Below are 25,762 nucleotides of genomic sequence, written 5' to 3'. Positions count from 1 at the left end.
CTGATTGTAAACCAAGGTACATAGTCGATGCTTTTACGTGCATATCGCTTCACAGACAAATCAGGTGTGGTACTGCTCAAGCTGAGCATTGCGCTCATTGATGCGCTGCTCGAAGGCTTGCTGCTGATTCGCCGCGCGGTGGCGGGCGTGGTGTTGTTCATCGCGCGCACCGTATGGCGCATTCTGCGTCCGTTTGCGGGCTTGCTGGTGGCGGTGTTGATGATCTTCGTCAACCTCCTGCGGCGCGGCGGCGCCCAGACGGCCCAGGCGGGCGGCGGCGCGATGGCGCGCCGCGCGGCGCGGGCGCAAATCAAGGCGACCATTACGGAAGATCCGCTCAAAGCGCAGAACCGGACATTGAGCGCGGTAACGGTCGTGCTGCTGTTGATTCTGTTCGGGGTGGTGCTGTGGGCGACCAATCCCGCGCGCACCGCGACGACGACTTCGGGCGGTGCCCCCCTCGATCTCGCGGCAGCAGCGTTACCGACGGCGACACAGTCGATTATTTTGCAGAATACCCCGGTGCCCACCGCCACACCTCAGCCCGCATTTCTCGGCGTGCGCGGCTCCATGGCGTACGTGGCCCGGGAACGTGGTCAATCTGACCTCTGGGGCGTTCCCATTGGCAGTCGTGACCCGATCCGCTTGACCAACGACCCGGCGGACGAACGCGATCCCGCGTGGTCGCCGGATGGTCGGCGCTTGGCTTATGCGTCACACAAAGACGGCAACTGGGAAATCTACGTGCTGAACATCGGCGAGGAAGAACCCACGCGCTTGACCTACGATCTCTCGTTTCAGGCAGCGCCGCAGTGGAGCCCGGATGGTGAATGGCTGGTCTACGAGAGCTATCAGGGGAACAACCTTGACATCTACGTGATGAATATTCAGGGCGTGTTGAACGGTTCCGAATCACCGATTCGTCTGCCCGGCAACTCCGACGCGCCGGATTTCTCGCCCGTGTGGTCGCCGCAAAGCGATGATGGCCGCCACATTGTTTTTGTCTCATGGCGCGACGGCAATCAGGACATTTACTCGTTCTCGCTCGATGATCAGAGCGTCGTCAACCTGACGCAGACGCCCACCCGGCAGGAAGATCACCCGGCGTGGAGTCCCGATGGCGACCGGATCGCCTACAGCGCGTTCGATGTGGGCTTGGAGAAGGTCTTCGTCACGAGCGCGGATGGCTCGGGTGGCGCTCAGGTGATCGCACCGGGACGCGCGCCCGCGTGGTCGCCGGATGGCGGCAGCCTGGTCGCGGCGGTCGATTCGATTGACGGGACGCAGTTGGTGGTGACGCCGTTTGCCGGGTCGGGCGTGAGCACGGCGATTATTCCGGCGCAGGCGGGCGCGACCTCGCTCTCGTGGACGTTGACTGCGCTGCCGCAGACGCTGGTCAATGCGGGCGGTCTGCCGCTCGCCGTGACTGAGCCGCTCTACATTGAACAGGAAGAACGCTTGAACGCGGATCCGCCGTACCGCCTGAACACGATTGGCGGCGTGTCGGTCGAAACCGCCGTGTTGAGCGACCGGGTCAACGACTCCTTCATCGCACTGCGCGAACAGGTCGCCGAATCGACCGGCGTTGATTTCCTCGGGCGGCTGGATGATGCCTTCTGGGAGATTACCCGCCCGCCGCAGCCGGGCGAGCCACGCCCGAACTGGCTGCAAACCGGGCGCGCCTTCGGGATTACCCGCAATGGGATTGTGGGCTTCCCGCCGCCCATTGAAGTTGTGCGCGAGGATGTCGGCGTGAACACCTACTGGCGCGTGTATGTACGCGTTTCCGATGACGCGCAGTCCGGTCAGTTGGGCGAACCACTGCGCCATATGCCGTGGGATTTCGCCAGCCGCACCCAGGGCGATGTCGAAGCCTATGATCAAGGCGGCCGCTTGAAGTCGGTGATGCCCGAAGGCTACTACATCGATCTGACCGAACTCGCCGTCGATTATGGCTGGAACCGGATGCCTGCAGGCGACGATTGGCGCGCCAACGCCTCCTCGATCAACTATTGGCTGTTCACGAAAGCGGATGATTTGAGTTTGTTTGAGTCGCTGCGCGAAATCTACGCGGAGTCGCAGTTGGGTGGGTTTGTGCCGACCGCCACGCCCGCGCCAGTAGCAACGCAGGAAGGGTAGGCGATGCAGCGCAGTGGTGTGACGGCCTTCGTCCTCGTCTTGCTCGTGGTGGGCGGCTTCATCTTTCTGCTGTGGTCGAATGCGCAACCCGCACCCGAACTGCGCGTCATCGTGCCGACGCAGAGCGCGCCGACCGAAGCCGTGAACGCGTGGGAACAAATCCTCGAAGCAGGATTTGGCGAGGACAGTACGCCGCTGCCCACCGTGGCGATCCCGACGGGCGAGTTCGTCCCGCCGACCGTCGCGCCCGTCAGCTTAGGGAGCACGCCCATCACCGCCAGTGAACTCGGCGGTCAGGCGGCGGAGCAGTTCAGCGTGCCCGCCACGCCGACGCGCCCTGTGTTGACTCCCCAGCTGGTCGCCACAGAAATCCCGCTCACCTCGATTGCGGTGACGCGCGCGGCGGTCCAATGGCAGCCGCCACCGCTGATTCCGCCGCTCTCGCGTGATCCGTTGGGGCGCGACCATTACTACTTCCTGCGCCCGGTCGATTCGAATGCGACCAATCGCGGCCTGTTCTACTATCCCTATGGGTCGGATGGCCCGGAAAATGCGTGGCGCATTCACACGGGCATCGACATGCCGAACGACATCGGGCAGACGGTACGCGCTGCCGGTTCGGGCATGATCGCGTGGGCCGGGCCGGGGTTCCAGAGCACCTCATCCTACGGCAATGTCGTCTTGATCGAGCATGATTTCGGCTACGATGGTCAGCCGCTTTATACACTTTACGCGCACCTCTCCGCGGTTCTGGTTTTCAGCGGCCAGCGGGTGAACGCGGGCGACGCGATTGGTTTGGTCGGTAATTCAGGGCGCGTGACCGGGCCGCACGTGCACTTTGAAGTGCGCTACGGCGAAAACATCTATGGCGCATCGGTCAATCCGGTGCTGTGGATGGTTCCGTATGTCGGCACGGGCGTCATCGCCGGGCGGCTGACGGATCGCAGCGGCAACCTGCTCGATGACGTCGACATTACCGTTCGCTCGTATGCGACCGGGCTGACGATAGATACTACGGCGACGTATATCTACGAAGGTACGAGCATCGACGTGAATGCCGACCCCATCTGGGATGAGAATTTCGTGGTAGGGGATGTGCCCGTTGGGCGGGTGGAAGTCATCGCCAATGTCGAAGGCGAACGCATCTCACAGATCGTCAACGTGGTAGAAGGGACGACCAATTTCGTCGATCTTACCCCGCGCGAACCTGACGCTCAGCCGACGAACGTAGTGGAAGCGTCAGGTTGAACGTAGCATATGCCTACGCAATCAGCTAAACTAACCTCGCTAACCATTCGCGAAGGAGGAATACTCCATGCTGAGTAAAATTGCGCGTCTGCTCCCGTTGATTGCGCTGCTGCTGGTGACACTGCCAGCGTTGGCGCAGGAAGGCGGGCGCGTATTGGCGCCGGGGACGCCTGTCAGCGGCATCCTGAATGAAAGTGCAATTGTGCAGGTGTATACGCTGGAAGGTCAGGCGAACCAGGTGCTGTCCGTACTGGCGTCGAATGAAATAGGTGTGCCGCTCGCGCTCATTCTGACGGACGCATCGGGGAATGCGCTGGCGCAGGTGGTCGACACCGAAGTGACCGGGACGAGCACGTTGTCAGGCATCACGCTGCCGGAAGATGGCCTGTACTACGTCACCGTCTTCAAGGCGGGCGGCGTACAGTCGGTGAGCGAAGTTACGTTCACGCTGGCGCTCACGCTGGATGCAGCGGGAACGCAGCCAGCCGCGACGGCGGAGCCGACTACCGAGGCCGTGACGCCGGAAGCGACGGGTGAGCAGCCCGCCACCGCCGAGGCGACGCTCGATTTTGGGCAGGTTGTGACGACGAGCGGTATGCAGATCAGCCTGACGTGGAATTCGACCGATGATCTCGATCTCGAAGTGCGTGACCCGGTCGGTGGTTCGCTGTACTGGGAGACGCCCACGGTCGCTAGCGGCGGCGCGTTGAGCGGCAACATCAATCAGGGCTGCGAAGTCACGACCGCGCAGTCGCCGACCGAAAGCGCGACCTGGTCGCCGGGCGGTGTGCCGACGGGCAGCTACGAAGTGATCGTCTACTTCCAAGAATCGTGCGCGGGCAATAATCCGGTCACGTTCACGGTGACGCCGACGATTGACGGTGTGGCGCTCACGCCCATTGAAGCGACGCTCCTCCCGACGCAAACGTTCGTGGGCAGCTTCCGCATCGCGGGTGATGGCAGTGGTACGATCAACCCGCTGCGCGGTGTCGTCTCGGACGATCTACCGGCCTCAGCCGCGGAGATCATCGCGGGCGCGCAGCCGATTGAACTCGGCGCGTTCGTCAACGGACAGATTACAACGAGCCAGCCGTACCAAGCGTATCGCTTCAGCGCGGCGGCTAACGATCTCGTCACGATTTCGATGAATGCGGACACGGGCAGCCTTGATCCGTTCCTGTTCCTGCTCGATGCAGCGGGAAACATCATTGGCACCAATGATGACCTCGGCGTCGGCGCGACCGACTCGCTGATCAGCAATGCGCTGCTGCCCGCCGCTGGTGATTACACGATTGTCGCCTCGCGCTATGCGAAGGCCCTCGGCGGGACGGAAGGCGCATACACGTTGTCGCTCAACACGCAGGCGACCGACCTGCCGGAGGCGTTCCTGAACCTGCCGCGCGGGCTGCTGGAAGTGCGCTTGCTGTGGAATAGCAACGCCGACCTGCAGCTCCTCGTCCGTGACTCGTCGGGGAACGCGGTGTTCGATGACTCGCCGACCATTCGCAGCGGCGGAACGCTGGCCGCAGCGGGCAATGTCAACTGCACTGTCCCGACGGGAACGCCGTTCTCCTACATCTACTGGCCGACCAATACCCCCCCGCGGCCCGGCTCGTATGAGGTTGAAGTCTGGTTCCAGAATGAATGCAATGACCCGGCTCCGGTCTCGTTCAACCTATACGTGACCTACAATGGTCGCGAAATCTTCAGCGATACCGCGCAGCCGCTGGTCGGTGACCGCTACCTGACGAGCTTCACCATTCAGGCGGATGGCACGGCACTCCCGAGCGAAGGCGGCATCATCACGGGCATTGACTCGCTGAACTACCAGTCCGAGCTGGAGAATGCGCTCCCGATCAGCGCGACCGAACCGCGCAACGGCAGCATCACGTTCGACAACAAGTTCGATCTGTATGTGTTCTCGGCGGATGCAGGGTCGCAGGTCTCGATCAGCATGAACAATACGTCCGGCACGCTTGATCCGACGCTGTATTTGATCGGCCCGAGCGGCATCCTTGTCGCGGAAAATGACGACGCGGTGGCCGGCGAGAATACAAATTCGCTAATCGCTGATCTCACCTTGCCAGAGAGCGGACAATATATTATCATAGCCACTCACTTCGGTGCGCTGTACGGTGGCACAACGGGAACGTATACGCTCACCCTTTCGCAGTAGCCAAGCACGAACAAACTCTGCCGGGGCAGCATCCCGCTGCTCCGGTCAATATTCTGCCGTTTTCAGGCTTCGTGATGAAAGTGTCTTGCCAATGAAACTTCGCTTCATTTTGCCGGGGCTGTTGGCTCTGGTATTGTTGTTTGCCGCCTGTGCGCCACCCCCTGAACTTCGTGATCCGAATATGCTGCAAGATACGAGTTTGGTTTCGGGAGAACCGTGCGAAGCTCCATGCTGGCGCGGCATCACCCCCGGTGAGACGACGTGGAGCGATGCGCTCACCATTCTGGAAGACGACACCACCATCGAGAATTTGAATACGCAGACGGACGATAACAGCAATGCTGCGCTCGCCGAATGGAATCAAAAGGGTGGTTCGGCCTGCTGCCAGATGTTCAGCGACGATGGCGAAACGGTTTCGGTGCTGCTGCTCCGCGTCGCGCCGACCATGACCCTCGGTGACGTCATTGAACGTTACGGTGAACCGACCTACGTGGTCGGCAGTCCGTTCACCGACGATCAAGCGGCGCTCAATATCATCTACCCAGACCGGGACATGGTAATCTATGTCTTCTCGGCAGGCGCGACCGGCGCGATCAGCGAGACAAGTGAAGTGTTTGCGACTTTGTATGTGGTGCCGTCGCAAATGGAACTGCTGATCAACACGACGTCGCTGCATGCGTGGGAAGGGTATGGCTCGTTTGAGCAGTACAGCGAGACCAACGAAGACTTTGAAGTTACACCGGCGATTACATTAACACCGACGGCTACCGGCGGGTGATGTTAAACACAAACAACGTGAGTTCTAGGGGAGCGATATGACGCAAGAAACTACGGTAAACAAACCCAGTTCGATTGAAGAACTGCGTACTAGCATGGAACTGAAGGGGACGATCAAGCGCATTGAGCTGTACGGCGCATTCGTCGATATCGGTATCGGGGTCGACGGCCTGCTGCATATTTCGCAGCTTGGCAAGCCGAATGTCCGCAACGTTGAAGATGTAGTGAAAACGGGGGAAGAAGTTCCCGTCTACGTCCTCAAGGTGGATCTCGAAAATCGCCGCATTGCGCTGTCGCTCGTCAAGCCTCCGATGATGTCGTGGGATGATGTGCGCGAAGGCACGGTGGTGATGGGCAAGGTCGTGCGTTTGGAGAAGTTCGGTGTGTTCGTGGAAATCGGCGCGGAACGCCCGGGCATGATCCATGTCTCCGAACTGGCCAGCGGCTACGTCAATTCGCCCTCGGATGTCGTCAAGGTGGGCGATGATGTGCGCGCGCAGATCATCAAGGTCAACAAGAAGAAGAAGCGCATTGACCTGAGCCTGAAGGCGCTGGAAATGCCGCCGGAACCCTCGGCGAAGTCTGTGGCTATTCCGGACGAAGAAGAAGAATACGTGCCGACTGCGATGGAAGTGGCATTACGCCGGGCGATGGAAGCGAACGGTCAAACCATGCCCGAACGCGAAGGTCGCGGTGGCAAGAAGGGCAAGCGCGGAGACCAGAAGCGCAAGCGCGAACGCGAGATGGAAGACATTTTCGAGCGGACGCTGCGCGGGAGCCGACGTTAGTCACTAGGGGCGAAAGTTATTCTTCATTACTTTCGCCTCTTTTCTTAAATTCCCCCTCTTAGCTGTAGTCCAAAATTACTGAGTAATGGTATACTTTCCTAAAGAGGAAGCGCCCCCCTCGTGCACGGCGGTTCCGCCTTTTATTTTTCGATTAGCACCCTTGGAGGAATTTTATGAGAAAGACCCTTCTGGTAACGCTGCTGCTCGTCGGCATGGCCATCCTGATGGTTGCGCCGACGTTCGCAGCGGACACCGCCGCTCCCGCTGAATCGACGCTCAATCAGGCTTGTGTTGGCTCGCTTGCCCCCCGTCTGCTGATCGGTGATACCGGTCGCGTGGCTCGGCAGTTCAGCAGCCTGCGTGAAGCTCCTGGTGGTCCCGCGTTCCGCGTTATGCCGGCCGGTTCGGTCTTCACCGTCGTCGATGGTCCTCAATGCGTGAATAACCTGATCTACTTCCGCGTGGACTATGGCAACGGCATTGTTGGTTGGGCGAACGAGAGCCAGGTTACCAGCCAGTATGGTGCTAATCTGTATTGGTTGGAACCGTACACCGTGGTTCCGACGAACACGCCTGTCCCGGTTGATCCGTGCGGCGCGTCGCTCGCTCCGCAGCTCGTTATCGGTCAGCAGGGCGAAATTGCTCAGCGCTTCAGCACGCTGCGCGCCACCCCCGGCGGCGCGGGCTTCCGCGTTGTCTATGCTCCGGCGACGTTCACCGTGCTCGATGGGCCGACCTGCGTTAACGGGCTGGTCTACTTCCAGATCGATTACGGCAATGGTCTGGTCGGTTGGGCGACGGAAAGCCAAGTTTCGAGCATCTACGGGGCGAATCAGTACTGGCTCGCGCCGGTGGTTCCTCAGTAAGTAAGCCGCAGCTTCAGGACGCAAAAGGGATGAGTTCAGCGCACGCTGACTCATCCCTTTTTATTCTAGCGGGCGAAGAACTGCCGATACGTGCGAATGCCTTGCACGATCAGCAGAATGGTCATCAGCACATGCGCCCCGATGCACCACGGGCAGATCGCGCCGACAAAGACAATCGAGGTGTAGGTGAGGTAGCTGTGGAAGAGGAAGCCGAATACGGCGATGCCGAGCAGCAGTACGGCGCCATATTCGCGCAGGAAGCCGACGCGATTTTCGAGCAGCAGGAGCGCGGCGATCACCAGCCAGGTCAAAAAGCCGAGGTAAGCGACGGGAATGCCTGTCCCACGCGGAAAATAGGCGTAAATGCTGCTGCTGACCGAGTCGCAGCTGATGTTCGCGCCCTCTAAGCAGGCGACCTGAGTATTTGTGGCTTTGGTGTAAGCCAAATACCCGGTCACAAACAGCGCAATTGCGAGTACGACGAGGCTGATGATGCGTAACGTGCGGCTGTTTTTCCCCTGAGATGCGGTCATTTCGACGGTAGCCATGAATTCCTCTCTAGTGAATATCGCGAAGCAGGCGCACGGCAAATGGCTCGCCGGCGCGGGCTAAAGTAACTCCCTCTGGGATGATGATGATGCCATCGGCTTTCACCATCGATGTGAGCGCGCCGGAACTTTGTGTTCCGGTCATGGTCGCGACCCACGTGGCGCCGTCACGGCGCAGTTTGACGCGCAGATAGCTGCGGCGGCCGTCGGACGGCGTGTCCTCCTCGAGCACGGCGGTGATGGTCGGGACGGCGTCGGGCTGTTCGGTGAGGCGGAGCAGGGCGGGGCGCACAAACACGTCAAAGGTGACCATCGCCGAGACCGGATTGCCGGGCAGACCGAAGAACGGCACACCGCCAACGTGTCCAAAGGCGAGCGGTTTGCCCGGGCGCAAGTTCACACGCCAGAAATTGATCGCCCCGAGTTCTTCAACGACCGCGCGCACCACATCAAAGGCGCCGACGGAGACACCCGCCGAACTCAAAATGATGTCGGGCTGTAAGGCGAGCGCTGCCTGAAAGCGCGCGCGCGCATCGGCGAGCGTGTCGCGAATGATGGGTAAGCGGATCGGCAGACCGCCGTAGGTCTTGACCAGCCCGTAGAGCGTGTACCCATTGGCATCGCGGATTTTACCGGGCGCGAGTGGCTGATCCACGTCGAGCAGCTCATCACCTGTGCTCAAGATCACGACACGGGGTTGGCGAATGACCGGGACGCGCTGGGAGCCGAGCGCCGCCAGCAGGCCGAGTTCTTGCGGGCGAATGGGCGTGAGCGCGGGCAGCACCGTGTCGCCTGTGAAAAAGTCTTCGCCGCGTGGGCGCACGTAGGCGCCGGGATTGACGGTCCGGTAGATGCTAACATAGGCGGAGGGCGGGTGATTTTCCCCGGAACGCCAGTTTTGGTCGGTTTGCTCCACGGGGACGACCGCGTTCGCGCCTTCGGGCAGCGGCGCACCCGTCATGATGCGCGCAGCCTCGCCCGCCAGCAGGGCGCGGGTGGGCATGGTGCCTGCGGGAATGTCGGCGACGACGCGCAGACGCGCGGGTTGCTGCTGTTCCGCGCCTTGCGTATCCTGCGCGATCACGGCGAAGCCATCCATGCTGGAATTGGCGAATGGCGGCGCATCGAACGATGCCCGCACATCGGCACCGAGTACGCGACCCAAACTCTCGACTAATTCAACATGTTCGACGGGCAGGGGGCGGAACGATTCTAGGATGCGGGTAACAGCAGATTCGACAGACAGAAGTTCGGGCAAAACATTCTCTCCTATCCAATGCCCCGAAATTATAGCACAAATGCTCACCTAATTCGGCTCATCTAATGAAGATTTGAGGTAAAATGGCTAAAATAATCTTAAAGCAAGGTTGGCGCGTATGAATCAGACCCCCGTACTCACTATGGATTTGCAGTCGCTCATCGACTTGCTGCCGGATCTCACGCCCAATGATCGGGCGTTGGTCGAACGCGCCTACTTCAAGGCGGAAACGGCGCACGCGGGTCAATTTCGCAAGTCCGGCGAGCCGTATTTCACGCACTGTGTGGCGGTCGCGCACATCCTTGCCGAGATGAAGCTGGACGCGGAGGCGATTGCCGCCGCGCTCATGCACGATGTCGTCGAAGATACCAACGTCACGACAGAAGAACTGCGCGTCGAGTTTGGTTCGAACATCGCCGCGATTGTCGAAGGGGTGACAAAGCTCAAGAAGCTCCCGATCAAGTCAGACGAGAAGAAAAGCCGCAACGTCGACCGGGAGATGGAATACATCCGCAAGATGGCGCTCGCGATGGGCGACGACGTGCGCGTCGTGCTCGTCAAACTGGCGGATCGCCTGCACAATATGCGCACGCTCGGCTATATGTCGCCGGACAAGCAGCGCGTGATCGCGCAGGAGACGCTCGATATCTTCGCGCCCCTGGCCAATCGCCTCGGCATCTGGCAAATCAAATGGGAGCTGGAAGACCTCAGCTTTCGTTATCTGGACTCGGAATCTTACCGGCAGATCGCCAGCAGTATTGACGAGCGCCGCGCTGACCGCGAAGCGTACCTCAACCGCATCATTGACGCGCTGCGCAAAGAACTGGTGCAGTACGGCATCCACAACCCGATCATCAGCGCCCGCCCGAAACACATCTACAGCATCTTCAAGAAGATGGATCGCAAAGGGCTGCCGTTCGATCAAATCTACGACGTGCGCGCCGTGCGCGTGATCGTCGAGACTAAGCCAGAATGCTACATTGTGCTCGGCGTGGTGCATAACCTCTGGCGCCCGATTCCCAACGAATTTGACGACTATATTGCCGCGCCGAAGGATAATTTCTACCAGAGCCTGCACACCGCCGTGCTCGACTCCAACGGCAAGACGGTTGAGGTGCAGATCCGCACCAAAGAGATGCACGAGCACGCCGAGTACGGGATCGCGGCGCACTGGCGTTATAAGGAAGGCACGAGCCGCAGCCATGACGACGCTTTCGAGCGGCGCATCGCGTTCCTGCGCCGCCTGATGGAGTTTGGGCGTGATACCGAAGATGCCGCCTCGTTCGTTGATACGATGAAGACCGAGGTCTTTCAGGATCGCGTGTATGCTTTTACGCCGAAGGGCGATATCGTCGATATGCCCAAAGGCGCAACCCCGGTCGATTTTGCCTACTATATTCACACCGACATCGGGCATCGCTGCCGCGGCGCGAAGGTGCACGGCAAGCTGGTCAGCCTGAATTACATGCTCAAAACCGGCGATCAGGTCGAAATCATCGTCTCGAAACGCGGCGGTCCCAGCCTCGACTGGCTGAACCCGAACCTCGGCTTTGTGACGACGGCGCGCGCCCGCGAGAAGATCCGCTACTGGTTCCGCAAGCAAAATCGCGACAAGAACATTCTGTCCGGGCGCGAAGTGCTGGAACGCGAGATGAAGCGCCTCGGCGTGCTGGATGTGACACCCTTCGAAACGGTGGCCAAGTGGTTTGGCCACGAAAAGCTCGACGACTTTCTCGCGAATGTGGGCGCGGGCGACATCAACGGCGGGCAGATTGCCAACAAGATTTTGGAAGTCGAACGACGTGAGCAGGAAGAACTCGAACGCACGCAGCTCAAGGCGAAAGCGCCGACACTCTCGCTTGATGTCTCCAATGGTGTGAATATTATGGGGACGGGCGGCCTACTGGTGAACATGGGGCGCTGCTGTAACCCCATGCCCGGCGACAAGATCGTCGGGTTTGTTACGCGCGGGCGCGGTGTGACCGTGCATCGTTCGGACTGTGTCAACGTGGCGCACGAGACGGATCGGCTGATCGAAGTGGCCTGGGGCCGGCAGAGCGCCGAACAGCGCTACAGCGTCCCGGTCGAGATCATCGCGTATGATCGCGAAGGCTTGATGCGCGACATCAGCACGATGTTCGCCGATGAGCGCGTCAACATGTCGACGGTGATTGTGAACACGCGGCACAATATCGCGACGTTCCACCTGACTATCGAATTGAACAGTTTGCAGCAGTTAACGCGTATCCTCACTCGTCTGGAGAACATTCCGAGCGTCACCGATGCCCGGCGGCGCAGCACGATCTAGCCGATCATCATGGAGTATTCCTGACTCAATTGAGTTAATTTGTGAGCATTTCCTCGAATGTATGTAGTAGAATAGAATATGTTCAAGTCGGCGCCTATGGCTGACTTGTAACAATCCTATCGCCTCGTGAGCGACGAACTATGGGCACAGTTTGATGGTGCGCGGGCAGAGCAGGCTGACCTTGGCGAGGGTATGATCGTCCTCGACGAGTGCGACCGAGCCGACGCCGACGCCTTGGTGGAGTTTTTGCGGCGCCTGTCCACGGCATTACCCGCCGCGCGGATCTATCTGCTCACCCGTTATTTGCCGCTCAAGCTGCTGCAGGATGCGGCACTGCGTCCGCTGACGGCGCTTGTGCCGGTAGCTGAAGAGGCGATGCTGTGGGATTACTCCCAGCGCTTGAATAATCCGACGAAGCTGCTGGAAGTGTATGCGCTAGGGGCTGGGCGCGTGTTTGTGGACGGGCGCTTAGTCCAGAACTGGGACGGCGTTTTGCCGCGCGCCCTGTTCTTTTACCTGATTGATCGTGGCATGGTTACCCGGCAGGAAATCTTCGAAACCTTCTGGCCGAATCTCCCGGTCAGGGAGGCGACGAATGTGTTCCATGTCACCAAACGCAAGATCAATGAGGTGCTGCAGACGGATTTGACGATGTACGGATCCGGTTACTATCACATCGCGCCGCACCTCCAGTTGAGCTATGACGTGTCGCTGTTCAATCTGCTGGTTCAGGACGCGCTGGTGGCCTCACCGGATGAAGCGGAAGTGAGGCTGATGCAGGCGCTGTCGCTGTATCATGGCGAGTTCCTCAGCCCACTGAATTTCGAATGGGTTAAGCCGCGCCGCGCCAATATGCGGATGACGTTCTGTGAGGCGTTGGCCGCCTTGGGGCGCGTAGTGCAGGATCGCGGTGATGATCGGCGTGCGCTCCAGTTTTATCTGCGCGCTACGACGATGCAGCGGACGCGGCAGGACATTGTCGAAAGTGTAGTGCGTTTGTATGCGGGGTTGAATATGCCCGCGGAAGCGCGGCAGTGTCTGGACAATCTCAAAGCGGAGTTGGCGCGGACACAGGCCGGGGATCTGCTCCCCAGCCTGCAGGCATTTGGTGAATCGCTGCGCGTTTGAACTCGAAGTCCGTGAGCTGTCCCCGCCTAAGTGGTGGGTTCGGGGGCGGCTTGCGGGACCGCATCCTCTTTGTGCTGCGGCATGAGCGCCGCAACGACCTGTTCTTTGGCTCCCAACGAGATCACAATATCTCCACGCTTGTCCCGCCGTCCGCTTGGTGCAAGACTGACGCGCATATCTTTGGGACGGTTTTTGTTGGTTAGCACGATGACATGATCATCCATGTGGGCGATGACTGATGCGGCGACGCCTCCGCTGTCTTTGGGCAGTTTCATCGTGACGACACCGCTGCCCGCGCGTCCCTGTGTTGGGTATTCGCTGAGCGGAGAACTCTTCGCAATGCCATCGTCGGTGATCGTCCATAGATGCAGGTCGGCGCGCGCAATGGCCGCCGCGACCACTCGGTCACGCTGTTCCGCCAGCTTGATGCCGCGCATGCCGCCCGCGCCTAAGCCCGTCGGGCGCACATCGCTCTCTTTGAAGCGAATGGCCTGCGCCTGATAGGTGGTCAGCACGATTTCGCACTCGCCGTTGGTCACGAGCACGTTAAACAGGTTATCCTCGGCTTCCAAGTCCATCGCTTTGAAGATATTTGCGGTCATGCCGGGCAAATCTGCCAGCTTGAGACGTTTGACCTCACCGGCCTCCGTCGCCATCAGCAGAAAGCCGTCTTCGGCATCTGCGGGCAGCGTGAGCATGGTCGCAACTTTCTCGCCATTCTTGAAGCCGCATAAGTCTTTGTAGAGTACGCCTTCCGCCGGGTCATGCACCTGGGGGAGCTGATGCACGGGGATGGTGGCACATTGACCGCGCGTCGAGAACAGGTAAATGATCTGCGTCGAATCGGTTTGCAGGATGAAGCGCGGCGGGTCGCTGACGTCGCCGGTCACCTTGGGCGGCGTGTTTTCGAAGCTGCGACCGATCTTGTCTTCAGCCGTGAGGGTGACCCACGTTTCTTCCTGCGGCATGAGCAGCGATTCGGTCGTGATCTGGCGGGTCGCGGCGCTGTCCACAATGATGGTACGGCGCGGGTCATTGTAGGCGCTCTTGATCGTGCGCAGTTCTTCGCCGATCACATCCCGCATTTTCTGCGGGCTACCGAGCACGCCTTCGAGATGCTTGATCAGCTTGACTTTTTCCTCGTATTCCTCTTCGATCTTCTTGCGTTCCAGCGCGGCGAGGCGGCGGAGCTGCATATCGAGGATGGCCTGCGCCTGAACTTCGCTGATGCGCAGCAGACTCATCAGGTTGTTGCGCGCCGTATCAGCGTTGCGCGACTTACGAATGGTCGCGATCACTTCGTCGAGCGCGTCGAGCGCTTTGAGCAGCCCTTCAAGGATATGGGCGCGTTCTTTGGCGCGGTTGAGGTCATATTCGCTGCGGCGGCGTACAACTTCCAGCCGGTGATCGAGGTAGACTTTGAGCGCTTGCTTGAGCGTCAGAAATCGCGGTTCGCCATTGACAAGCGCCAGCATGATGATGCTGAACGTCTCTTGCAGCGGCGTCAGCTTGAACAGACTGCTGATGATCGGGGCTGCTTCCGTCCCGCGCTGGAGTTCGATGGCGAGGCGCAGCCCCTGCCGGTCGGATTCGTCGCGCAGGTCGGCGATGCCTTCGAGCTTGCCTTCGCGCACGAGATAGGCAATGCGTTCGACCAGCGCCGCTTTGTTGGTCTGATAGGGCAGCTCGCTGACGATGATGCGCGACTTGCCGCGCCCCATGTCTTCGATGTGAATTTTGGCGCGCATGGTGATTTTGCCGCGCCCGGTCGCATACGCGCCGATCAACGAGTCTTCACCATTTTCGGTGTCATCGATGTGACGGTAGACGAGGCCGCCCGTGGGGAAGTCCGGCCCCTTGACGAAGCGCATCAGGTCTTCGACGCCGATGTCTTCGAGTTTGTCCCATTGGGCGAGCATGAAGACGAGCGCGTCACACACTTCGCCGAGGTTGTGCGGTGGGATGTTGGTCGACATGCCGACGGCGATGCCCGACGAGCCATTGACGAGCAAATTGGGAATGCTGGACGGCAGCACGGCCGGTTCTTGCAGCGTGCCGTCAAAGTTGTCGACGAAATCGACGGTGTTTTTGTCAATATCGACGAGCAGTTCTTCGCCCATCTGGGTCATGCGCGCTTCGGTATAACGCATGGCCGCCGCGCCGTCGCCGTCGATGCTGCCGAAGTTACCCTGACCGTCGATCAGGGGGTAGCGCATGGAGAAATCCTGCGCGAGGCGGACGAGCGTTTCATACACCGCGACGTCGCCGTGCGGATGGTATTTGCCGAGGACTTCGCCGACGATACGGGCGCATTTCTTGAAGGGTGTATCAGCGCGCATCCCCATGTCGTACATGGCGTAGAGGATGCGGCGATGCACGGGTTTGAGCCCGTCACGAGCATCAGGCAGCGCGCGCGACACAATCACGCTCATGGCGTAATCAAGGTAGGCGCTACGCATTTCCTGACCGATGTTAACCTGGCGCACGAGACCTAATGTCATACGTTTTCCTGTGCTACTTTCGGCGTAAGGCGCATCATTCTAGGGAACAACTGCACGCTTGTCAAATGAACATGTGTTCTTATTATACCACAATCTGAGCGAAAAAAGCGGCTATGGTTTGCCGTCAGCGGATATGTTAGGATCGTCGACATGATGAAACGACTGATAAACTCCATGATCACGTTGTTCGCCCTGTTGGTTCTGGGCGCATCGGCAAGCTTGACTGGTGCGCAGGGGGAGACTCCCACACCGCGCCCGGCCATCACACTGAGAGGCCCCGTCATTGGTCCCGGCTACGAGCCGCCGACCCTCACTCCGATCGTTACCAATACGCCGGATCCGGCGGTCACGGCGGTTCCCGGTACGGTCGCCGCTACGCCAGAGACGACCGCCACGCTCCCCAACCTTGACCCGAACCGGATGGGGATTCAGATTGACAGCAACCTTGAACAGGCGGACTGGGATAATGTCATGTACCGCCTTGGGGAGCATCTGGGCGTCAAATGGATCAAACTGCAAATCCCGTGGGAAGACATGCAGCCGAATGGCCCCGACGAGATCAGCCCGTTCTTCCAACGAGTCCAACTGTATATCGAAGATGCAGATCGGCGCCAGTTTAATATCCTGTTGAGCGTGGTCAAAGCGCCGAATTGGGCGCGTGCGAACGTGCAGGAAGACGGCCCACCCGATGATCCACAAGCGTTCGCGAACTTCCTATCGCTGCTGCTGCGGCAGGTCGGCGGCTCGATTGATGCGGTTGAAATCTGGAATGAGCCGAATCTCATTCGCGAATGGCGCGGGAATTTGCCGTTCAGCGGGGCCGGGTATATGCAGCTTTTCGCGCCCGCGTACCAAGCCGTGCGCGCCTATTCACCGTCGCTCGGCATCATCACGGCGGGGTTAGCACCGACGGGCAGCACTGACGGTTCGGTGGAAGATCGCGAATATCTGCGTCAGATGTATGCGGCCGGGCTGAGCAGCTATCAAGACGTGTATGTCGGCGTGCATCCCTATAGCTGGGGCAATGCGCCTGATGCGACGTGCTGCGGCACGCGCGGTTGGGACGACGATCCTCATTTCTTCTTTTCAGATAACTTGCGCGACTACCGTCAGATTATGACGGACAACGGCCACGCCACGACGCCGATGTGGGGCACGGAGTTCGGTTGGGCGACGTGGGATGGTTTCCCGAGCGCCCGCCCGGCCAGCGAAGGCTGGATGGACTTCAATGACCGCTGGGCGCAGGGCAATTACACCATTCGCGCCTTCGAGATCGCGCAGAGCCGCGGCGACATCGGCGTTATGTTCCTGTGGAACCTGAATTTCGCGACGCTGCTCGGCCTGATCGACAACGGCGATGAACGCGCCGCCTACAGCATCGTCGTGCCGGGGACGGCCTGTCAGGTCAACCCGCAAAGCACGGATACGACCGAGCGCCCACTCTATTGGATGCTCTATGATGCGGTACGCCCGGAAGTTAGTCTGCCGACCTACGACTGCAGTTAGCCCATGAACCGCGTCGACCGCTTGCTGGCTATCGTTCTCGAATTGCAGGCCAAAGGCTGCTTGCGCGCCGAAGACCTTGCGGCGACCTTCGAGGTCAGCAAACGGTCGATTTACCGCGATATTCAAGCGCTCTCAGAAACGGGCGTGCCGATTGTCGCCGTGCCGGGGCAGGGGTACTCGCTGGCGGAGGGCTATTTTCTGCCGCCGCTGCGCTTCACCGCGGACGAAGCGATCATTTTGCTCCTCGGCGCGGACTTCATGGCGCAGAACTTCGACGCGGAATACCGCGCGGCGGCACGCAGCGCGGAGAGCAAAATCGGCGTGGTGTTGAGCGAACGACTGCGCGATCAAGTCAGTGATTTGCAGCAGTCCATGCGTTTCGTCGCCGTGAACCATACTAATGACCCCGAACAGAAGCTGCTGCTGCAGCAACTGCGCCGTGCCATTGTCCAACGCAAAACGGTTCGCATTCACTATCACTCCAAAAGCGGTGGTGGGCATGGGGGAGAGCGCACGGTGCGTGAGGTCGATCCTTATGGCATTGTCTTCTACGGACAGGCCTGGAGTGTGGTCGCCTACTGCTACCTCCGGCAGGATATCCGTCACTTTCGTATCGACCGTATTCGCAACCTGACTGTGCTCAGTACATCCTTTGAACGTCCGGAGGGATTTGAGCTTGTCCAGAAGAACTTCGACTTGCCGACCACCGTGCGTGCCATGTTCCGCAAGGAGATCGTGCATTGGGTGCGTGAAGAGCAGCCATTTTATCTGGTCAGCGAAGTTGAACGGCCTGAGGGTGTAGTCATGACCTTCAAGACGCGTCGCGATGATGATCTCTTCCAATGGCTGTTGGGGTGGGGTGCGCAGGTGCAAGTGCTGGAACCAGCCAGTTTGCGACAACGTATTCAGCAGACTGCCGCCGCCATTCTAGACACTTACAAAAGCCTCTGAATCGCTGTTGCCATAATGGTGTCACACACTCCTGATAGGCTGTAGATGTTGAACGATACAGGAGCGAGAGATACCATGAATAATGCGATCAACTGGTTTGAAATCCCCGCTGTGAACTTCGACCGTGCGGTAACCTTCTATGACACGATTTTAGGCAAATCGCTGCGGCGTGGCGCTTTCAACGAGATTCCGCATGGCTTTTTCCCGGCTGACGAACAGGCAGTGAGCGGCGCTGTCGTCCTGGTTCCCGATTACCAGCCCGGCGAGAACGGGGCAGTTATCTACTTGAACGCTGGTTTCGATCTCGATGGCATTCTGAGCCGGGTGGAGGCGGCGGGCGGCAAGGTCGTCATGCCGAAGCTGGATATCACGCCGCAGGGGTACATGGCGCACATCGTGGATACCGAAGGCAATAGGGTCGGCTTGCATCAGCCGCCGATGGCGTAAGCCGGAGCGCAAAGCAAAAGGGCGACCAATTTGGTCGCCCCTACGAAAGCTTGAAACAGGGGACGCCTCGCAGCGTCCCCGTTTGTTTGGTTCTAGTGGTCGTCGTTGTCCCGGTCGCGATCCCGATCCCGGTCGCCGCGTCCACGTCCGCGATCCTCTTCGTCGAGGTCGTCGGTGTCGATGAACTCGGCGTCGTGGTCGAGCGTGCCCTGCGCTTCGAGGCTGATGACCGGAGCCACCAGTTCGCGATCCTGATAGGTATGGAAGCCCGTACCCGCCGGGATCAGCTTACCGATGATGACATTCTCCTTCAACCCGTACAGCTTATCTTCCTTACCCTCGATGGCCGCACCCGCCAACACGCGAATTGTGTGCTGGAAGCTGGAGGCCGAGAGGAAGCTGTCGGTATTGAGGGCGGCCTTGGTCACGCCGAGCAGCACCGGAACGGCGCCGGCTGGGTCTTTGCCGTCCATCATCAGCTTTTGGTTGATGTCGATCAACTGCAAGCGGTCGATCAACTCGCCAGGGAGCAGGTTGCTGTCGCCGCTCTTGGTGATCTGCACCCGCGAGAGCATCTTGCGGATGATGATTTCGAAGTGCTTGTCGGCGATGTTCACGCCTTGCGAGCGGTACACCTTCTGCACTTCGGAGAGCAGATACAACTGGGTCGCTTCGCCGCCCAGCACGCGCAGAATGTGGTGCGGGTTCTTCGCGCCTTCGGTCAACTGCTGACCGGGGGCGACGGTTGCACCATCTTCCATGCCGGGGAGCAAACGCCCGCTCGACGGAATTTCGTATTCCATCTCTTCGCGGCGTTCGTAGCGAATGTAGAGCATGTCATCTTCAAGGTGGACGGTGCCGCCCATCTTGGCGATGATCTTCTCGCCGGTGTCTTCGTCCTGCGCGAGGATGAAGCCCGCTTCGACGCGCTGGCTGTCCGCCGCGTTGACCGTCCAGCCCGGCAGAATGTCGTGCTGTTCGCTGAAGACTTCGCTGTCGATGACGGTGGCGATACGCACCCCTTCACGACGGCTGAGGCGCAGCGTGCCGCCGATATCGGTCACGACCGCTTCGCCCTTCGGACGCTTGCGCGCTTCAAAGAGTTCTTCGACGCGCGGCAGACCGCTGGTGATATCACCGCTGGCCTGCGCCGTACCGCCGGTGTGGAACGTACGGAGCGTGAGCTGCGTACCGGGTTCACCGATGGACTGCGCGGCGATGATGCCGACGGCCGTCCCGATTTCGACCATTTCGCCGCGACCGAGGTCACGACCATAGCACAGCGCGCAGATACCGTGAATGAGCGCGCACGTCAGCGGGCTGCGGACGTACACTTCCTGCAGCGTGCTGTTCTGGATGGCTTCGGCCACGTCTTCGTCGATCATGCCGTTGCGCGCGACGATCAGGTCGCCCGTGTCCGGGTGGATGATATCGCCCGCAGCGCAACGCCCGACGATACGTTCGTAAATCGACTGCCCGGCGATGTCGTCCGCGCGGCGAATCCAGATGCCGCCTTCGGTGCCGCAGTCGGTGCGGTTGATGATCATATCCTGCGCCACGTCGACCAGACGGCGGGTGAGGTACCCCGCGTCCGCGGTACGGAGCGCCGTATCGGCGAGACCCTTACGCGCGCCGTGCGTCGAGATGAAGTATTCGAGCGCGTTCAGACCTTCGCGGAAGTGGCTGCGGATCGGCAGGTCGATGATACGACCGGACGGGTCAGCCATGAGACCGCGCATACCGGCCAACTGCGTGATCGGACCGAAACCACCCTTCGTCGAGCCGGAGATCGCCATGACGGCGATGGGGCCAAACGGGTTCAGGGTGTCGCGAATCAGGTCTTGCAGTTGATCCTTCGCCTTGTTCCACACGTCAATCGTGCGCTGGTAGCGTTCTTCTTCGGTCAGCAGACCGCGCCGGAAGTCACGTTCAGCGCGGTCGACCACGCCCTCAGCTTCGGCGAGAATGCCCGCGCGTTCATCGGGGATTGTCAGGTCGGAGACGGCAATCGTCGTGCCCGAGACCGTCGCATAATGGAAGCCGAGGTCCTTGATCTTGTCGACGATGTCGGTCGTGCGTTCCGAGCCGAGGCGGCGGTAGCACTTGTCGACCAGCGTCTGGAGCTGCTTCTTGCCGAGCGTTTCCTGCACGAAGCGGACTTCGTCGGGCAGAATGCGGTTGAACAGGGCGCGCCCGACCGTGCAAGGTTCGGGTTCGTCCTGCGGCGGCAGGTGATCGTAGTAGTTGCCGAGCAGAATCGGCGTGTGCAGTTCGACCAGACCGATGTTGTACAGGTATTCGACTTCGTCGATGTCGACAACGTGGCGGCGTTCGTGCAGGTTGGAGAAGGCCACCTTGCCTTGCAGTTTCTTCTTCTTGATCAGCAGGCTCATGTCAAAGTGGTTCGCGATCATGCAATCCACTTCGCCATCAAGTAGCGCACGGATCGTCCGATCCATCGCTTTTTCGGTGATCTTGACGCGACCATTGTCCTGCATTTCCTTCGTGTCATCGTAGATCACCGCGCCGGGGATGTCGAAGTCTTTCAGCAGGTAGTAGCCGTTGCTGCGCATCGGCACGCCGACTTTGACGTTCGGGTCCCGCAGGTTTTCACGCGAACGGAACTTCTCGATGTCCTCAGGACGTGTGATCACTTCGACCGTTGGGTCAAGCGTGAGATAATACATGCCCAGCACCATGTCCTTGGCGGGACCAACGATCGGTTGACCGTCTGCCGGCTTCAGCAGGTTCTTGGTGCTCAACATGAGTTCGCGTGCTTCCTGAACAGCTCGTTCGCTCAGGGGAACGTGAACCGCCATTTGATCGCCGTCAAAGTCCGCGTTGAAGGCGGAGCAGACGAGCGGGTGAATTTGAATGGCCTTGCCTTCGACCAACTGCGGTTCAAACGCCTGAATGCCGAGACGGTGGAGGGTAGGGGCACGGTTGAGGAGCACCGGGCGTTCCTTGATCACCTGTTCCAGCACTTCCCAGACTTCGGGACGTTCACGCTCGATGATGCGCTTCGCGCCTTTGACGTTGCTGGCGTAGTTGTAGCGCACCAACTGGCTGATGACGAAGGGGCGGTAGAGCTCCAGCGCCATCGTCTTGGGCAGACCGCACTGATGGAGCTTGAGGCGCGGGCCGATGACGATGACCGAACGACCGGAGTAGTCCACGCGCTTACCGAGCAGGTTGCGGCGGAAACGACCCTTCTTCCCCTTGAGCATATCGCTCAGGGACTTCAGTTCGCGGCGGCCGCGGCGGCTGAGCGCCTTGCCGCGCTGGCTGTTGTCGATCAGGCTGTCGACCGCTTCCTGCAGCATACGCTTTTCGTTGCGCACGATGACATCTGGCGCGCCGAGTTCGAGCAGGTGCTTGAGGCGGTTGTTGCGGTTGATGACGCGGCGGTACAGGTCGTTGAGATCGCTCGTCGCGAAGCGGCCACCATCCAACTGCACCATGGGGCGCAGGTCGGGGGGGATGACCGGCAGCACGGTGAGAATCATCCATTCCGGACGATTCGCGCTCTTGCGCAGCGATTCGACGACGCGCAGACGCTTGGTCGCCTTCTTCTTCTTCTGCTTGGAGCGGGTCGTGCGGACTTCGTGCCACAGTTCGACGGACAGCTTTTCCATGTCCATCTGTTCGAGAATCTCGTAGAAGGCTTCCGCGCCCATGTCGGCCTGGAAGACCTGCCCGTAACGCTGTTTGAGTTCGCGGTAGCGCGTCTCCGACAGGAACTGCAGCACATGCAGTTCCGCGATCTCGTTGCGCGCTTTGTCCGCGCTCTGGCGGATGTGGGCGATGCGCGAGTTCAGTTCGTCGACGGCATCTTCGCTTACGCCCGCCGCCGAGACAATCGAGCTGGCTTCGCTGTTCAGGCGTTCGAGTTCCTGACGGCGCGCCTCTTCGATTTCAGCCTGCAGGTTGCCCAAGCGGGTGCTGACAATCGACTGAACGCGGGCAATGTGCGAGTTGTCGACCACCTCGCCGCGCGCCACGATGACTGTGTTCGCGCTGGGGAAGTCGATGTCGCTGACTGCCTTCTGATTCAACTGGGCTTCGATGCGCTTCTGCACCGAGTCAGCGTCGCGCACGAGTTCTTCACTCAGGCGTTCCAGTTCGGTGTTGAAGTGGGCGTTGATGTCTTTGGTCTGCTGTTCGACTTCGCGCAGCACTTCGTCGCGCCGGTTGTCGACGACACCCTGCTGCTCGTCCAGTTCGCCGCGCAGTGCGGCTTCTTTCTGCTGGAGTTCCTTGTCGATGCGACCGAGCGCGCGGTTGCGCGCTTCTTCGTCAATGCCGGTGATGACGTATTGCGCGAAATACAGCACGCGGTCGAGATTGCGGCGGCTGATGTCGAGCAGAAGGCCGAGATGGCTGGGAACGCGGCGGGTATACCACACGTGCGCCACCGGAGCGGCCAGTTCGATGTGACCCATACGTTCACGGCGCACTGAGGCGCGCGTCACTTCGACGCCGCACTTATCGCAGATGATGCCACGGTAGCGCACATTCTTGTACTTACCGCAGTAGCACTGCCAGTCGCGCGTTGGACCGAAGATCGCCTCGCAGAACAACCCGTCTTTCTCGGGGCGGAGACGACGATAGTTAATCGTCTCTGGCTTAGTGACTTCGCCATACGACCAAGATTTGATCTGCTCCGGCGAAGCAAGGCTAACGCGCAGTGCGCTAAAATCTTTTGCCTCCAAGGGCATCCTCCTCTGCGCTCGAACTGAAGCTGCTGACGTTATAAAAGGTAGAAATTGACTCCATCAACGATGGTTTGTGTCCTGCGGCGTGCGCTACAGATGACAAAACAGCGAATGAAATCTTCTTTCATCGCTTATCTCTGTAGGTACGTATGAACATTTTTGCGAATATCGTCGCCGACTCACCTTTTTATGCCAAGGAGAGACTTGGTTCGATAAAGTGACGTGGGTGGAGAAAAAGTTCCCACACGAATAGCTAGTATAACAATCAATTAACAAGTTGTCAAGGTGATTGTAGGACCGGGAGTAGGGTCAGCTGCGTGAGCCGGACCGGCTGGTTGTCGAGACTGATTTCGATGCGTCGGATCAGACGCGGCTGCCCGTCGAACGTGCCGAGCGTCACCTGTTCGCCCGCGTTGACGGCTTGCGGCGCGCTGACGAAGATCGGTTCGCCGCCCGAGGGGTTAGAGTACAGCCGCAGCGTGACTACACCCGCCTGCGTCGGAATGATCTCAAGCTGCACATCGGCGATTGGCTGGCGGATAATCGTGATGTTCAGCGGTTGCGTCACACACGCTGGAGCCGCCTCTGCGCCCAGGGTGAGAACCACGTCGTCGGCATCCTGATCAACGAGATCGAGCGGCGTATCGATGCAGCCCGCATCCGCTAACGATCCCACGGTGAAATCGAGATTCCACGGGAAGAAGTCATCACTCCCGAGGCGGAACGGGGTTTCGACAACCGTATTGTTCGGCAGCAGGCTGAAATCGACGACGAATGGCAAATCATCAGCGAGCGTAATGGGGAACTGGCGCCGGTTGTTGCGCTCGTCGCTTTCCGCCACTTCCGAGCCGACATCGGCATTGACAATCGAGTCGAATTCACCCCACCAGCCGTAGTTATACGAGAAACTGATACTTTTGGACGCGCCCGGCAGGATGTTTTCAACACGGCCTTCGACGGCATCGAGCAGGATGGCGCTGGCATCCCATGACCATGTGAACGCGCCAGTGTCGGCATTCCCCGCATTCGTGAACGTGATGCTGATGTTGAAGATTTCGCCAGGTGCGGGGCGGCGCGGCGAAATGCGCACGTTGCCGACCTGTAAGTCAGGCAGATTGGCCGGGTCGAGCGTGGGCGGGGCGGGGGTTGGCGTCGGTGGCGCGGGCACAACGCCGCGCAGCAACCCGACGAGAATTGCAATGGCGACGAGTGCCACAAGCCCAAACAGCACAGTTGGACGGGTCAGCGCGGCGGCGCGAGGATGTGGACGTGTCTCCTCATCGACGCGTCTGAGGACGGGGCGCGTCTCGTCGGCGCTCGGCGCGCTGAACAAAATGCCGGTATCCGAGCGCATGAACAGCACCGGGATCGCCCATTCGCTGTTCTGCAGGCGGTTGGCGATGGCGCGGCGGGCTTCGCTCACAGCGGTGTCGATGGGCGACATCTCGGCGAGGACGCGGTAGAACTCCTCGGCGAAGACTTTGGCGGCGCTGTCGCTGATGGCAAACTGCATGGCGACGACCGCGGGCAGGCCGCGCGCGACCAGACTGCTGCTGATGCCCTGCAACGCGTCGGTATCCGGTCGGCGGGCGCTGTGGCACGAATTCAGGACGATCAAGCGGAGCGTCGTCTCCTCGCCCAGTTCGCGTCCGAGCGCCTCACCTGTGATGACCTGCGTTTTGGTTTCGTCGGCTTCGCTCTCAAAGGCGAGCAAGCCTTGACCTGTCGCCGGATCGAAATCGCTGTGGCCGATGTAGTGAAAGACGTGATACTCGCTGCGCCGCAGCCGCCGCTGTAAGGCGATGAGCGTGGCGCTGTCCAGCCGTTCAAGGATCATCAGGCCGCGCGTTTGCAGTTCGGCGGTCGCCTCGTTGAGCCGCCGCCATTCCCCCTCGACATCCAGGGTCGGGTAGTCGGCGGGCGCGGAGATCATCACCAGCACGCGAATCGGGTAGCGGATGGCGACAGGCGGGCGCACATCCAACTGCGGGGTGTAGCGCACAATAGGTGTGAGGCGGGAGAGCGCTAGGAAGTCGCGGTTGGGGTCGCGCAGGTATTCCCACGGGAGCTGACGCAGGTCACCTGCGTTATCAACGGTCAGCCGGAAGCGGAGACCATTTGCTCCCGCGCGTTCGAGGCTGGCGATATAGGCGGCGTTGATGTCGCTGCTGCCGCGAATGGCGAAGTCGAACAGGCGCTGACCGAGTTCGCGCGCTGTGGCCAGCTCCTCCGTTCTGGAGACGCGCTGCGTGCGTCCGAGAATGGCGAGGTAATTCGCGATCTCCGGCGGCGTGAACGGGCTGTCAAGGTCGACGCTCGCCTCGCCGACGGGCGCCGACACGCGAATGCGGTAGCGCCCGTTGGGCAGCGATGAGACATCGACGGCGAAATTCAGATAGCCCATCA

Annotated in this window: 16 protein-coding genes and 1 pseudogene; 11 read left to right on the top strand and 6 right to left on the bottom strand. The window is 60.1% G+C overall.

All coding sequences use genetic code 11. From position 1 onward, the window contains the following. The first annotated feature begins 27 nt into the window (after positions 1-27). The 6 genes from IPK17_RS24680 to IPK17_RS24655 all read left to right on the top strand — a co-directional run bounded on the left by IPK17_RS24680 (position 28) and on the right by IPK17_RS24655 (position 7,994). A complete protein-coding gene (locus IPK17_RS24680) occupies positions 28-2,139 on the top strand; it encodes a TolB family protein (protein WP_343420356.1) in 2,112 nt (703 codons plus the stop codon). A gap of 3 nt (positions 2,140-2,142) precedes the next feature. Next, entirely contained in the window at positions 2,143-3,387 is a 1,245-nt protein-coding gene (locus tag IPK17_RS24675) for a M23 family metallopeptidase (RefSeq protein ID WP_343420355.1), read from the top strand. Positions 3,388-3,454: 67 nt separating this feature from the next. Next, positions 3,455-5,563 (top strand): pre-peptidase C-terminal domain-containing protein, encoded by a 2,109-nt coding sequence (locus IPK17_RS24670; RefSeq protein WP_343420354.1) that lies wholly within the window; start codon positions 3,455-3,457, stop codon positions 5,561-5,563. Between the two features lie 91 nt (positions 5,564-5,654). Continuing rightward, the gene (locus tag IPK17_RS24665) at positions 5,655-6,341 is read left to right on the top strand and encodes a hypothetical protein (protein WP_343420353.1); all 687 of its coding nucleotides are present in this window, start codon (positions 5,655-5,657) and stop codon (positions 6,339-6,341) included. Between the two features lie 37 nt (positions 6,342-6,378). Beyond that, complete coding sequence (locus tag IPK17_RS24660) at positions 6,379-7,128, top strand: S1 RNA-binding domain-containing protein (protein ID WP_343420352.1); 750 nt, start codon at positions 6,379-6,381, stop codon at positions 7,126-7,128. Between the two features lie 173 nt (positions 7,129-7,301). Then, the gene (locus IPK17_RS24655; protein ID WP_343420351.1) at positions 7,302-7,994 is read left to right on the top strand and encodes a hypothetical protein; all 693 of its coding nucleotides are present in this window, start codon (positions 7,302-7,304) and stop codon (positions 7,992-7,994) included. A 65-nt stretch (positions 7,995-8,059) separates the two neighbouring features. Here the strand turns inward: IPK17_RS24655 and IPK17_RS24650 are convergent, their stop codons facing one another. Further along, positions 8,060-8,542: a vitamin K epoxide reductase family protein gene (locus IPK17_RS24650; RefSeq protein WP_343420350.1), complete on the bottom strand. Its 483-nt coding sequence runs from the start codon at positions 8,540-8,542 to the stop codon at positions 8,060-8,062. Between the two features lie 10 nt (positions 8,543-8,552). Further along, complete coding sequence (locus tag IPK17_RS24645; RefSeq protein ID WP_343420349.1) at positions 8,553-9,800, bottom strand: molybdopterin molybdotransferase MoeA; 1,248 nt, start codon at positions 9,798-9,800, stop codon at positions 8,553-8,555. Positions 9,801-9,918: 118 nt separating this feature from the next. Between IPK17_RS24645 and IPK17_RS24640 the strand changes: the two genes are divergently transcribed. After that, entirely contained in the window at positions 9,919-12,108 is a 2,190-nt protein-coding gene (locus IPK17_RS24640) for a RelA/SpoT family protein (protein WP_343420348.1), read from the top strand. 126 nt (positions 12,109-12,234) lie between these two features. Then, positions 12,235-13,236: an AfsR/SARP family transcriptional regulator gene (locus tag IPK17_RS24635; protein ID WP_343420347.1), complete on the top strand. Its 1,002-nt coding sequence runs from the start codon at positions 12,235-12,237 to the stop codon at positions 13,234-13,236. 26 nt (positions 13,237-13,262) lie between these two features. Here IPK17_RS24635 and gyrA read toward each other — a convergent pair whose 3' ends face one another. Further along, a complete protein-coding gene (gene gyrA, locus IPK17_RS24630; RefSeq protein WP_343420346.1) occupies positions 13,263-15,737 on the bottom strand; it encodes a DNA gyrase subunit A in 2,475 nt (824 codons plus the stop codon). A gap of 150 nt (positions 15,738-15,887) precedes the next feature. On the opposite strand from gyrA, the gene IPK17_RS24625 reads away from it, so the two are divergent. The 3 genes from IPK17_RS24625 (at position 15,888) to IPK17_RS24615 (ending at position 18,641) form a co-directional block, all read left to right on the top strand. Then, positions 15,888-17,243 carry a hypothetical protein gene (locus IPK17_RS24625; RefSeq protein ID WP_343420345.1) on the top strand — a complete coding sequence of 452 codons (1,356 nt, stop codon included), beginning with the start codon at positions 15,888-15,890 and terminating at the stop codon, positions 17,241-17,243. A gap of 3 nt (positions 17,244-17,246) precedes the next feature. Continuing rightward, entirely contained in the window at positions 17,247-18,194 is a 948-nt protein-coding gene (locus IPK17_RS24620) for a helix-turn-helix transcriptional regulator (protein ID WP_343420344.1), read from the top strand. Positions 18,195-18,269: 75 nt separating this feature from the next. Then, on the top strand, positions 18,270-18,641 hold the full coding sequence (locus IPK17_RS24615; RefSeq protein ID WP_343420343.1) for a VOC family protein: 372 nt from the start codon (positions 18,270-18,272) through the stop codon (positions 18,639-18,641). Between the two features lie 92 nt (positions 18,642-18,733). On the opposite strand, the gene IPK17_RS41135 is transcribed toward IPK17_RS24615, so the two are convergent. The 3 genes and pseudogenes from IPK17_RS41135 to IPK17_RS24605 form a co-directional block, all read right to left on the bottom strand. Further along, complete coding sequence (locus tag IPK17_RS41135) at positions 18,734-21,034, bottom strand: DNA-directed RNA polymerase subunit beta' (RefSeq protein WP_502749411.1); 2,301 nt, start codon at positions 21,032-21,034, stop codon at positions 18,734-18,736. A 279-nt stretch (positions 21,035-21,313) separates the two neighbouring features. After that, positions 21,314-23,359, bottom strand: a pseudogene (locus tag IPK17_RS41130) (DNA-directed RNA polymerase subunit beta'); the annotation flags it as partial. Positions 23,360-23,636: 277 nt separating this feature from the next. Continuing rightward, positions 23,637-25,760: a CHAT domain-containing protein gene (locus IPK17_RS24605; protein WP_343420341.1), complete on the bottom strand. Its 2,124-nt coding sequence runs from the start codon at positions 25,758-25,760 to the stop codon at positions 23,637-23,639. Between the last annotated feature and the right edge of the window lie 2 nt (positions 25,761-25,762).

The sequence above is a fragment of the Candidatus Flexifilum breve genome, from assembly GCF_016713355.1.
Note: the sequence above shows the minus strand (reverse complement) of the source record. Positions and strands in the feature narration are given on the sequence as shown.

Excerpts from the sequence above, each read along its gene's own strand:
- IPK17_RS24680 (WP_343420356.1), top strand. The coding sequence starts at position 28 with ATGCTTTTACGTGCATATCGCTTCACAGACAAATCAGGTGTGGTACTG.
- IPK17_RS24675 (WP_343420355.1), top strand. The coding sequence starts at position 2,143 with ATGCAGCGCAGTGGTGTGACGGCCTTCGTCCTCGTCTTGCTCGTGGTG.
- IPK17_RS24670 (WP_343420354.1), top strand. The coding sequence starts at position 3,455 with ATGCTGAGTAAAATTGCGCGTCTGCTCCCGTTGATTGCGCTGCTGCTG.
- IPK17_RS24665 (WP_343420353.1), top strand. The coding sequence starts at position 5,655 with ATGAAACTTCGCTTCATTTTGCCGGGGCTGTTGGCTCTGGTATTGTTG.
- IPK17_RS24660 (WP_343420352.1), top strand. The coding sequence starts at position 6,379 with ATGACGCAAGAAACTACGGTAAACAAACCCAGTTCGATTGAAGAACTG.
- IPK17_RS24655 (WP_343420351.1), top strand. The coding sequence starts at position 7,302 with ATGAGAAAGACCCTTCTGGTAACGCTGCTGCTCGTCGGCATGGCCATC.
- IPK17_RS24650 (WP_343420350.1), bottom strand. The coding sequence starts at position 8,542 with ATGGCTACCGTCGAAATGACCGCATCTCAGGGGAAAAACAGCCGCACG.
- IPK17_RS24640 (WP_343420348.1), top strand. The coding sequence starts at position 9,919 with ATGAATCAGACCCCCGTACTCACTATGGATTTGCAGTCGCTCATCGAC.
- gyrA (WP_343420346.1), bottom strand. The coding sequence starts at position 15,737 with ATGACATTAGGTCTCGTGCGCCAGGTTAACATCGGTCAGGAAATGCGT.
- IPK17_RS24625 (WP_343420345.1), top strand. The coding sequence starts at position 15,888 with ATGATGAAACGACTGATAAACTCCATGATCACGTTGTTCGCCCTGTTG.
- IPK17_RS24620 (WP_343420344.1), top strand. The coding sequence starts at position 17,247 with ATGAACCGCGTCGACCGCTTGCTGGCTATCGTTCTCGAATTGCAGGCC.
- IPK17_RS24615 (WP_343420343.1), top strand. The coding sequence starts at position 18,270 with ATGAATAATGCGATCAACTGGTTTGAAATCCCCGCTGTGAACTTCGAC.
- IPK17_RS41135 (WP_502749411.1), bottom strand. The coding sequence starts at position 21,034 with ATGAGCCTGCTGATCAAGAAGAAGAAACTGCAAGGCAAGGTGGCCTTC.
- IPK17_RS24605 (WP_343420341.1), bottom strand. The coding sequence starts at position 25,760 with ATGGGCTATCTGAATTTCGCCGTCGATGTCTCATCGCTGCCCAACGGG.